The organism is Tissierella creatinophila DSM 6911 (assembly GCF_001940565.1).
Taxonomy (GTDB): Bacteria; Bacillota; Clostridia; order Tissierellales; family Tissierellaceae; genus Tissierella_A; species Tissierella_A creatinophila.
This window is the reverse complement of sequence record NZ_LTDM01000030.1, coordinates 1-9,625: the sequence shown is the minus strand read 5'-3', so window position 1 is coordinate 9,625 and position 9,625 is coordinate 1. Positions and strand designations below refer to the sequence as shown.

General features: G+C 29.6%; 9 protein-coding genes and 1 pseudogene. 8 read left to right on the top strand and 2 right to left on the bottom strand.

The genetic code is table 11. The annotated features are described in order from the left end of the window. From TICRE_RS08070 to TICRE_RS08050, 5 genes are all read left to right on the top strand, one after another. On the top strand, positions 1–293 hold a 293-nt coding region (locus tag TICRE_RS08070), incomplete at its 5' end, for a hypothetical protein (RefSeq protein ID WP_456300651.1). A gap of 210 nt (positions 294–503) precedes the next feature. Continuing rightward, on the top strand, positions 504–1,952 hold the full coding sequence (locus TICRE_RS08065; protein ID WP_075726935.1) for a sodium:solute symporter family protein: 1,449 nt from the start codon (positions 504–506) through the stop codon (positions 1,950–1,952). Between the two features lie 181 nt (positions 1,953–2,133). Continuing rightward, entirely contained in the window at positions 2,134–3,126 is a 993-nt protein-coding gene (gene argF, locus TICRE_RS08060; RefSeq protein WP_075726933.1) for an ornithine carbamoyltransferase, read from the top strand. A gap of 29 nt (positions 3,127–3,155) precedes the next feature. Then, the gene (gene arcC, locus TICRE_RS08055; RefSeq protein WP_084191900.1) at positions 3,156–4,091 is read left to right on the top strand and encodes a carbamate kinase; all 936 of its coding nucleotides are present in this window, start codon (positions 3,156–3,158) and stop codon (positions 4,089–4,091) included. Positions 4,092–4,363: 272 nt separating this feature from the next. Beyond that, a complete protein-coding gene (locus TICRE_RS08050) occupies positions 4,364–5,818 on the top strand; it encodes a sensor histidine kinase (protein ID WP_075726929.1) in 1,455 nt (484 codons plus the stop codon). A gap of 66 nt (positions 5,819–5,884) precedes the next feature. On the opposite strand, the gene TICRE_RS08045 is transcribed toward TICRE_RS08050, so the two are convergent. Further along, positions 5,885–6,343: a cupin domain-containing protein gene (locus TICRE_RS08045; protein ID WP_075726927.1), complete on the bottom strand. Its 459-nt coding sequence runs from the start codon at positions 6,341–6,343 to the stop codon at positions 5,885–5,887. A gap of 193 nt (positions 6,344–6,536) precedes the next feature. On the opposite strand from TICRE_RS08045, the gene TICRE_RS08040 reads away from it, so the two are divergent. After that, on the top strand, positions 6,537–7,016 hold the full coding sequence (locus TICRE_RS08040) for a lipocalin family protein (RefSeq protein ID WP_075726925.1): 480 nt from the start codon (positions 6,537–6,539) through the stop codon (positions 7,014–7,016). Positions 7,017–7,125: 109 nt separating this feature from the next. Here TICRE_RS08040 and TICRE_RS08035 read toward each other — a convergent pair whose 3' ends face one another. Continuing rightward, positions 7,126–7,332 (bottom strand): TOBE domain-containing protein, encoded by a 207-nt coding sequence (locus TICRE_RS08035; RefSeq protein WP_075726921.1) that lies wholly within the window; start codon positions 7,330–7,332, stop codon positions 7,126–7,128. 195 nt (positions 7,333–7,527) lie between these two features. Between TICRE_RS08035 and TICRE_RS08030 the strand changes: the two are divergent. Both TICRE_RS08030 and TICRE_RS08025 read left to right on the top strand, forming a co-directional pair. Continuing rightward, a pseudogene (locus TICRE_RS08030) lies at positions 7,528–7,713 on the top strand (glutaredoxin family protein); the annotation flags it as partial. A 214-nt stretch (positions 7,714–7,927) separates the two neighbouring features. Continuing rightward, complete coding sequence (locus TICRE_RS08025) at positions 7,928–9,391, top strand: DUF445 family protein (RefSeq protein WP_075726920.1); 1,464 nt, start codon at positions 7,928–7,930, stop codon at positions 9,389–9,391. Positions 9,392–9,625 lie beyond the last annotated feature (234 nt).

The window sequence follows — 9,625 nt, the reverse complement described above, 5'->3', positions numbered from 1 at the left end:
AGCCACCAGCACTTTGCTACTCAAGTGTATGGTTATCAATGAACTGTTTAGTTCTAGATCATAAAACTGTACTAGTAGAAGAGAGTGAAAAAGCTCAACAAGAACAAATGGATAAATTAGGAATGAATGTAGTTCCAGTTCCATTAAGAGATGCTTATGCATTTGGTGGAGGATTACACTGTGCTACAGCTGACGTTTATCGTGAAGGTGAGTGTTTAGACTACTTCCCAAATCAAAACGTTAACGATCCAACACTAGTAACATTTGAAACTAGCCCTTGGTTAAAAAAATAATTTAGGGAAAAATAAAAAAATAAGAGCCAGATGATTGCAGATTTCTGGCTCTTATTGTTTATATATGTAACACAAATTATAAGGAGGTAACAAAATGACAGGATCTTGGACTATGGATTCATTTTTCATTGGAGCGGCTATACTTATTGTAGTACCACTTGGTATATGGTTTTTTAAAGAAGCACAGCTTAAGAAAGGAAGTGACACAAAGTGATTAACTGGATTATATTTATCGCAGCATCAATTGGTTTAATTGCTGTTGGAGCATTATCAGGTAAAAAGATACAAAGTGCCCAAAAAGATGGGGATGGATTTTTACTAGGTGCAAAACAAATAGGTGCTTTTGTAGGTGCTGGTACACTAATGGCAACAGGTTATAGTGGATGGGGATTTATTGGTTCTCCTGGAACAGCATATGCTTATGGTACAATTGAAATGTTAGCAAACTTTTTCTTTGCTCCTGGAATCGTTTTCGGAACACTATTGTTTGCAGGTTTTATGGCTAAACAGGCTGACAAATCCGGAGGACTTACAGTTCCAGAGTATTTAGCAGTAACACATAGAGGTACTGATAAACAAAAGCGATTAGTACATTTTGTTGCAGGTACAGCAACTTTCATTTTTCTTTCAGTTTACATTATAGGACAAATTAGAGCAGTAGGTCTTGTGGCATCAGAATGGCTTGGTGTTAGTGAAGCTATAGGATCATTATTATTAATGCTTGTTGTTGTTATATTTACAATGCAAGGTGGACTTTTAGCCGTAGCTATTACGGATACAATTATGTGTATGGGAATGCTTATAGCTTCTGGTATTATATATATTACAATTGTAAAAGATATTCCTCTGATGGATTTAATCTCTCAGGTTGGAAAAATAAAACCAGAATTCTTAAATCCTACAACATCAGCACCTTATGGTGGTGGAAAATATAGTATATTTTTAGTATTTGTTTATGCACTTCTTTTCACAACTACATTACCTTATATGTCAGTTCGTTTTTTATCTTTTAAAGAAGACATAAAGATACATTCATTAGCTTTAATAATGGCACCTATGGGTGTAATATTAAGTGTTATACCACTTGCGGGTATTTATATGTACTATAAAAATCCTGCATTAGCTAATCCTGACAGTGCGATGCCAGTGTTCTTAAACACATTTTTACCACCGGCTTTAGCTGGTATGATTACACTCTTTATTCTCTTTGCGATGCTTTCAACTATAAGTTCAGTACTACAAGCTTTGGCTTCCTCGTTATCTTATGATATGTTAGTATCAATCTCAGGTAAGCAATCAGATAAGGGAGATTTATATAACCGTATAGGAGTACTTGTAACTGCTGTATGGGCAATATTCTTAACATTTGCAGCTCCTCAAGGAATGCTTAACCAAATTGCTTATATAGGTACAGGTGGACTAATATCTGCATTTGTAGGACCGATAATCATGCGTGTATTTGTTGAAGCAGACTTAAAAACTTGCCTTGCTTCTATGCTTACAGGATTTACTATAAATGTTATACTTGTATTTTGGTTAAAGATTGGTTGGGTAGAAGCACCTATTATAGCTGGTGGAGCAGGAGCCCTTGTATATGTGGTTATGGGATATATTACAAATGGAGGATCTAAAGTACCTAAAAATGCAGAGATAAGCTAAGACTAATTTATCTAATTTTATATTTTGCCAGAAATCCATTACATAATATGTTTTAAAATATTTGTTTTATTGATATATTTAAAACATATTATGTATGGCAATAAAATAAATGATGTGTTATAATAGGCTTGTAAGAAAATTATTTTACAAAACATAACAAAAATAATAAGGAGATGATATCGTGGGTGTAAATTTAAGTGGAAAAAGTTTTTTAAAACTATTAGATCTTACAAATGAAGAAGTAAGATATCTAATAGATTTATCTAAAGACTTTAAGAGTATGAAAAGAGCAGGAGTACCTCACAAATATTTAGAAGGAAAAAACATAGTTTTATTATTTGAGAAAACTTCTACTAGAACTAGATGTTCTTTTGAAGTAGCTGGCTATGATCTTGGAATGGGTGTTACTTATTTAGATCCAGGTAGTTCTCAAATGGGACATAAAGAAAGTATCAAAGATACAGCTAGAGTATTAGGAAGATTTTATGATGGTATAGAATATAGAGGATTCTCACAAGATCTTGTAGAAGAATTAGCAAAATACGCTGGAGTTCCAGTATGGAATGGTTTAACAGATGCTTTCCATCCTACTCAAATGATAGCAGATTTCTTAACTATTGAAGAAAACTTTGGTCATTTAAAAGGATTAAACTTTGTATATATGGGAGATGCTAGAAACAACGTTGCTAACTCACTTATGATTGCTTCTGCAAAATTAGGAGTTAACTTTACAGCATGTTCACCAAAAGAGTTATTCCCAGTAGAAGACCTAGTAGAAAAAGCTAGAGAAATTGCTAAAGAGACAGGAAGCACTATTACTTTAGAATCAGATGTACAAAAAGGAACTAAAGGTGCACATGCAGTTTATACTGATATATGGGTATCTATGGGAGAGCCAGATGAAATCTGGGAATCTAGAATTGCTCAATTAAAAGATTACCAAGTAAATAAAGCAGTTATGGACAACGCTGATAAAGATGCTATATTCTTACACTGTTTACCAAGTTTCCACGATACACAAACAGCTGTTGGAGAAGAAATTCACGAAAAGTTTGGTCTACCAGAAATGGAAGTTTCTGATGAAGTATTTGAATCTCCACAATCTAAAGTTTTCGATCAAGCAGAAAACAGAATGCATACAATCAAAGCTATAATGTATGCAACATTAAAATAGATTCTAAAAAAGAGGTGGATTATTAAATTATGGAAAAAGTTGTATTAGCTTTAGGCGGAAATGCTTTAGGGAACTCCCCTCAAGAGCAGTTAATTGCCGTAAAAACAGCAGCAGCATCAATTGTAGACTTAATCGAAGTAGCGGGCAATGTAGTTATTGTTCATGGAAACGGACCACAAGTTGGAGTTATTAATCTTGGTATGGACTATGCTTATAAAGCAGAAATTGGCGTACCTGAATTCCCACTAGTGGAATGTGGTGCTCTATCTCAAGGTTATATAGGATATCACTTACAACAAGCAATTCAAACAGAACTACAAAAAAGAAACATTAAAAAAGATGTTGCTACTGTTGTAACACAAGTTCTTATAGATCAAGAAGATAAAGCTTTTAAAAATCCTACTAAACCTATCGGTAACTTCTACTCTAAAGAAGAGGCAGATAAAATAGCTGAAGAAAAAGGCTTTACTTTTGTTGAAGATGCAGGAAGAGGATATAGAAGAGTTGTTCCATCACCAAGACCAGCAGAAATTGTTGAAATCAATGCTATTAGAAAAATGATAGAAGATGATATAGTTGTAATTGCTTGTGGTGGCGGGGGAATTCCTGTTATTAAGACTGAAGAAGGCTATAAAGGTGTAGATGCAGTTATAGATAAAGATTTAGCTTCATCAAAATTATCTGCTGATATAGGAGCGGACGCACTTTTAGTTTTAACAGCAGTAGATAAGGTATGTGTTAACTTCAACAAACCAAATCAAAAAGCTATAGATAATATGAGTATAGCAGAAGCTTATCAATATATAGAGGAAGGTCAGTTTGCTCCTGGAAGCATGCTACCTAAAGTAGAAGCTTGTATCGAATTTGTAGGAGATGATCCTAACAAAAAAGCTATCATTACTTCTCTAGAAAGCGCACAAGATGCTGTTAAAGGATTAACTGGTACAGTAATTAGTAAAAACTAATAATTTTTAATTGTGCTTATCTATAGTACAAAAAGTAAGTATTGGATATGATTTCGATACTTACTTTTTATTTGCCCAAATTTTACAGTATAAGGCTTAATAAATCTTTACTCCTAACCCAGTAACTATAATTACTGGGTTTTTTTATATATTAATCTATAAAATATTAAAATATTGACATCATATATACTAAGTTTATTGGTTAGGGCAAAAGAATGTATAGTTATATAATGTAAATATACAAATATTTTAAAAAACAGGGGGTATGGATTTTGAAAATTAGTTTGATTAAATCTATTGAAAAGGCATGTATTTATAGTGAAAAAGGTACAGTTTACAAAGCTAACGAAAAGTTTTTAAATTTATGTGGATATCCATCAGATTATATTGTAGGGAAATCTCTTAGAGAAGTAGGTGTATTATTAAGAATTTATTTTCAAGTTTGTCTTGAAGATATTAAAGATACTCATAACTTATATATATTTACTAAGGGAGATATGCCCAAGGATGTAACAATTAGTTGTAGAAGCTTAAAAGAAAATAAAAAGGTATATTATATTGAAGAAAACACAAACTCTTTATTAGAAGGAATAATAAAGAATTTTGATAATATTGATGTAAATGATAAAGAAGCAATTGTAATTTATAGTTATCCAGATTGTATTCATTTAAAATCCAATAAAAGATATATTGATAATTTAGCTTTACTAGATATTAAAGTTGATGATCCTATAGGTTTAGAACCTCCATTTCCAAAGCATGTTTTAAATCTTATTAAAAAAGGAAAATCTTTTTACAAACAGGGAGTAGAGTTTAAAGGTTCAAATATGGGATTGAGTTATTTAAATATTGAGGTAAGGGTTATGGTTGGCGATAAGGATAAAAAATATTTGATATGCTCTTTTGAAGAGACAGTCGAAGAAAAGATAGCCAGTGCACTTAAAATTCAGGAAGATGTATTTATAAATACATCCCATGAACTAAAAACTCCCCTAAATTTAATCTTTAGTGCTTCACAGTTGCTAAATATATATTTAGAAAAAGATCCCCTGGAGGGTATTAGAGATGATATGATATATAGTAATAAAGTTATTGTACAAAATTGTTATAGACTTACCAAACTTATAAATAATATTTTAGATATTTCAAGGATAGAATCTGGATTTTATAAATTAAATTTATCCAATAATAATATAGTGGATGTTATAGATGATGTTATTGAGTCAGTTTCAGAATATACTAAAGCTAGGGATATGCAAATTATATTTGATACTGAAGTTGATGAAATGATTATTGCATTTGATGTTTATAAATTTGAAAGAATTTTACTCAATCTTATCTCCAATGCAATAAAGTTTTCCAATCCCAATGGGTTTATATTAATCAAGTTAACCTATAAAGACAATTTTGTAGAAATATCGGTAAAAGATGATGGAATAGGTATAGATGAAAAGGACTTAGATACTATCTTTGAAAAATTTAAGCAAGTTAATAAATCTTTAGATAGAATATCAGAAGGTACTGGTATTGGATTATCTTTAGTAAAATATTTAGTTGAACTTCATAAGGGCAAAGTAAGTGTGGAAAGTACTTTAGATGAGGGCAGTATATTTAAGGTAGAAATCCCTAACATAACTGTGGATAATGTAGAATTTAATCAAGATGATCACTATCATAAAAATAAAACTGAAATGATAAAATTTGAACTATCAGATATATATTCTTAAATGGTTTTTAAAAGTTAAAAACAATAAAGAGATAAAGTGAGTACTACTCACTTTACCTCTTATTGTTTAATATCCATGTTCCATTTCATCTTCTTTGGTTCGGTGAACTGTACCATGTGGATGTGCAGGTGGAGCATATATAGAGTAGAGTTTAAGGGGCTTAGTTCCTACATTTATCAGATTATGCCATTTACCAGCAGGTATTAATATTACATGGTCATCAGAAACTCTTCTTTTAAAATTCAAATTATCTCTTGAATCTCCCATCATAACTAATCCTTTTCCTTCTTCAATTCGAATAAATTGATCTATATCATGATGAATTTCTAAACCTATATCATCATTTACATCTATACTCATCAAGGTAAGTTGTAAATATTTTCCTGTCCAAAGGGCAGTACGGAAAGTATTGTTTTCTGAGGTAGCCTTTTCTATATCAATTACAAAAGGCTCAGGACCATAATCCTTAAATATTAAACAATTTCCCCAAGGATCTGGATAGTACATATTTTTATCATTATACATATTGTTCATTCCTTTCTTTATTTGTTAGTTTCTTATATAATATATGCTTTTATTTAGAATATGTGATTTTAACTTAAATCTATATGTTTTCAATATATAATATAACATTCTGATAGTTAAGGGATAAAAACATCTATATTAGGGTATAAAAGTTAATGACCAATCTATAAAAACAAAAAAAGGAGAGGTTTGGATGAAGACCTTTAAAAAAGATAAAGGAAATATATCTATAGTTTGTGATTTAGACTTAAAGAGATATTTAGGAAATTGGTATGAAATCGGAAGACTTCCAATGAGATCAGAAAAAGACCTCGATAATATAACTGCGATATATAACTTGAAAAAGAATGGTAAGATAGAAGTTGTAAATTCTGGTTATAAAAATGGAAAGAAAAAAAAGATAAGGGGAACAGCGTGGATTTCAGATAAAAAATGTACTGGAGCTCTTTTAGTAAGTTTCTTTTGGCCATTTAAATCCGAATATAATGTTATAATGCTTGATAAAAACTATAGATATGCAGTAGTAATGGGAAATACTAAAGATAATCTATGGATTTTAAGCAGAACTCCTCATATGGATGATAAATCATATAGTGATATAATAGATTTTTTAAGTGAGAAGGACTTTGACATTAAAAGAATAATAAATTCAAAACAAAACAAGAATAAATAGATAAGCAATATTGCTTATCTATTTATTCTTGTTTTTGCTTATAGTCTATTTAATGGAAAATATAAAGACTTTATAGAATAATTAAAAGATAGGATATCCTATCTTTTAATTATTCTATACCTATCATTACATTACTTGCTTTTATAATCGCTATAGCTTCATCCCCGACTTTAAGATTTAAGTTTTCTGCAGACCCGGTTGTAATACTAGATACTACTTCCATACCTTTTATGTCTATAACAACTTCTGTTGAAACTGGACCTTTTTTTATTTCTTTAATTGTTCCTTTAAGTTGATTTCTTGCTGAAAATTTCATATATATTCCTCCTAGTTTTTAAATTCTATATTTATTATACCCAATAAAAATTTTATAAAGCTTTTATTTGAAATATGATAAGAAATTTACTTTTGGGGTAATATATTATATAAAGATAAAGTTAAAATTTGAAAGGGGAAATTAAACATGAAAAAAGTAATGATATATTCAACTAATACATGACCTTGGTGTACAAAGGTAAAGGATTATCTAAATAAAAGAGAAGTAGAGTATGAAGCTTTTGACGTTTCTAAAGATAGGGACAAAGCTATGGAAATGATAAGAAAATCTGGTCAACAAGGGGTTCCAGTATTAGATATTGATGGAGATATAGTAGTAGGATTTAACCAAGCTAAAATTGATGAATTATTAGGTTTATAAAAAGATATGCTCTAGTTAGCTAGGGCATATCTTTTTATCTTTCATATACAAATTTTCCACCGATCATAGTTTGTTCTACTTTTATATTCTTTATTATAATATTTTTTATTTTAAACATTTAAAATATAGCAAAGAATAAACAAATATAGTATAGTTAATATTATATTTGTTTTTGACTAAATAATATATATCACAAGAGAGGGGTTTTAAATAAATGAAAATTATTATACCTATTTTAGTTGGCTCAATCATAGGATATTTTACAAATTGGCTTGCTATTAAGATGCTTTTTAGACCTTTGGAAGAAAAAAGAATTCTAGGAATTAAAGTGCCATTTACTCCGGGGCTAATTCCAAAGGAAAGAAAGAGAATAGCTAAAAGTATAGGCGAAGCAGTAGGGATGCATCTCCTTACACCTAAGAAGATAACAGAAGTGATTTCAAGTAGTGAAACCAAGGGAAAGATAAGAAGTTTTGTAGAGTTGAAAATTCAGAGAGTAAGAGAACGAGAAGAATCTTTTAGTGATATATTTAAATCTATAGATAGTGATAACTATTATCTATACTTAAATGATATCAAGGAAAAGATATTTAATTTAATAATATCCAGATTAAAAGATAAAAGTTTAAAGAAAGATTTAATAAATTTCGTTGAGAAAGATATCTATGATAGATATAAAGACAAGGCAATAGATGAACTCTTAAAAGGCTCTAATACCATATTAGATGATATTAAAAAATCTACCAAACTAAAAGAATTTTTTATGGAAATTGTAGACAAAGAATTTAATAAGTTAAAAGATTTAGACACTCCTTTAAAAGAAGTAATTCCTGAAGGGTTTATAGAGAGAATAGATTTAAGTATTGAAAACAATAAAAGAAATATAATGGATAGATTAAGAGAACTTTTCTATAAGCCACAGATACAAAGAAGTATAAAACTATCTATAGAAGATTTAGTAGAACAAAATTTAAGTAAAATGATAACTATGTTTATAGATTCAGCTACTATTTCAGAAAAGGTATTTTTAGCAATTTCAAAATATGTAGATAGTACTCAAGCAGAAGAAGTAGCAGGCTTTATACTTAAAGATTCATTGGGCAATATAGTTAATATGAAAGTATCTTCTATAAGTGAATATATGGATTCTATTATAGAAAAAGGAGATATTACTAATGTATATGAAAGTATTATAGATTATGCTGCTAAAGAAGAGAATAAAGATAAATTATTAGATATATTTATAGACAACATCAAATCTAAAGATGAAAAGATAAAAAATGGTATAATAGAATTTTTAGAAACTGCAATAGATAATACTTTGGAGTCCCCAAATTTCCAGATGATGATTAGAAATCTTATAGATAAAAATATAGACTTATTAGTAAATACACCTATCTCAAAAATTTTAAAAAATGTAGATAATAAAGAAATAGAAAAAATCATGTATGTTTCAGATAAGGTATTTAATACTATGCTTAAAGGGGAGGTATATAATATTATAAATCTATTTGATGTCTCTAAGATAGTAGAAGATCAAATAAATGGATTTGAAGTAGAATATACAGAAGAGCTTATACTAAATATATCTGAGAGAGAACTTAAAGCTATTACAAGACTTGGAGCTCTTCTTGGAGGCATAATGGGTCTTCTTACACCACTTTTACAGATGATTTGATCTTATTTTAGAATTGCAATGAATATCAGCGATATTGTAATATACTAAAATACATGATAAAATCAATATGTGGATGGACAAGCGTTTACTAAAAAAGTAAGGATAAATTTCATCGTTTTTATTGCAAGGATACCTCCACTTCTATAAGCGGGGGATGAATTGCAATCTGCGATAGCAGAAATCCTTGCATACTCCTTTCCTTTAATATATTTATCTTTCACTAAAACATATGAT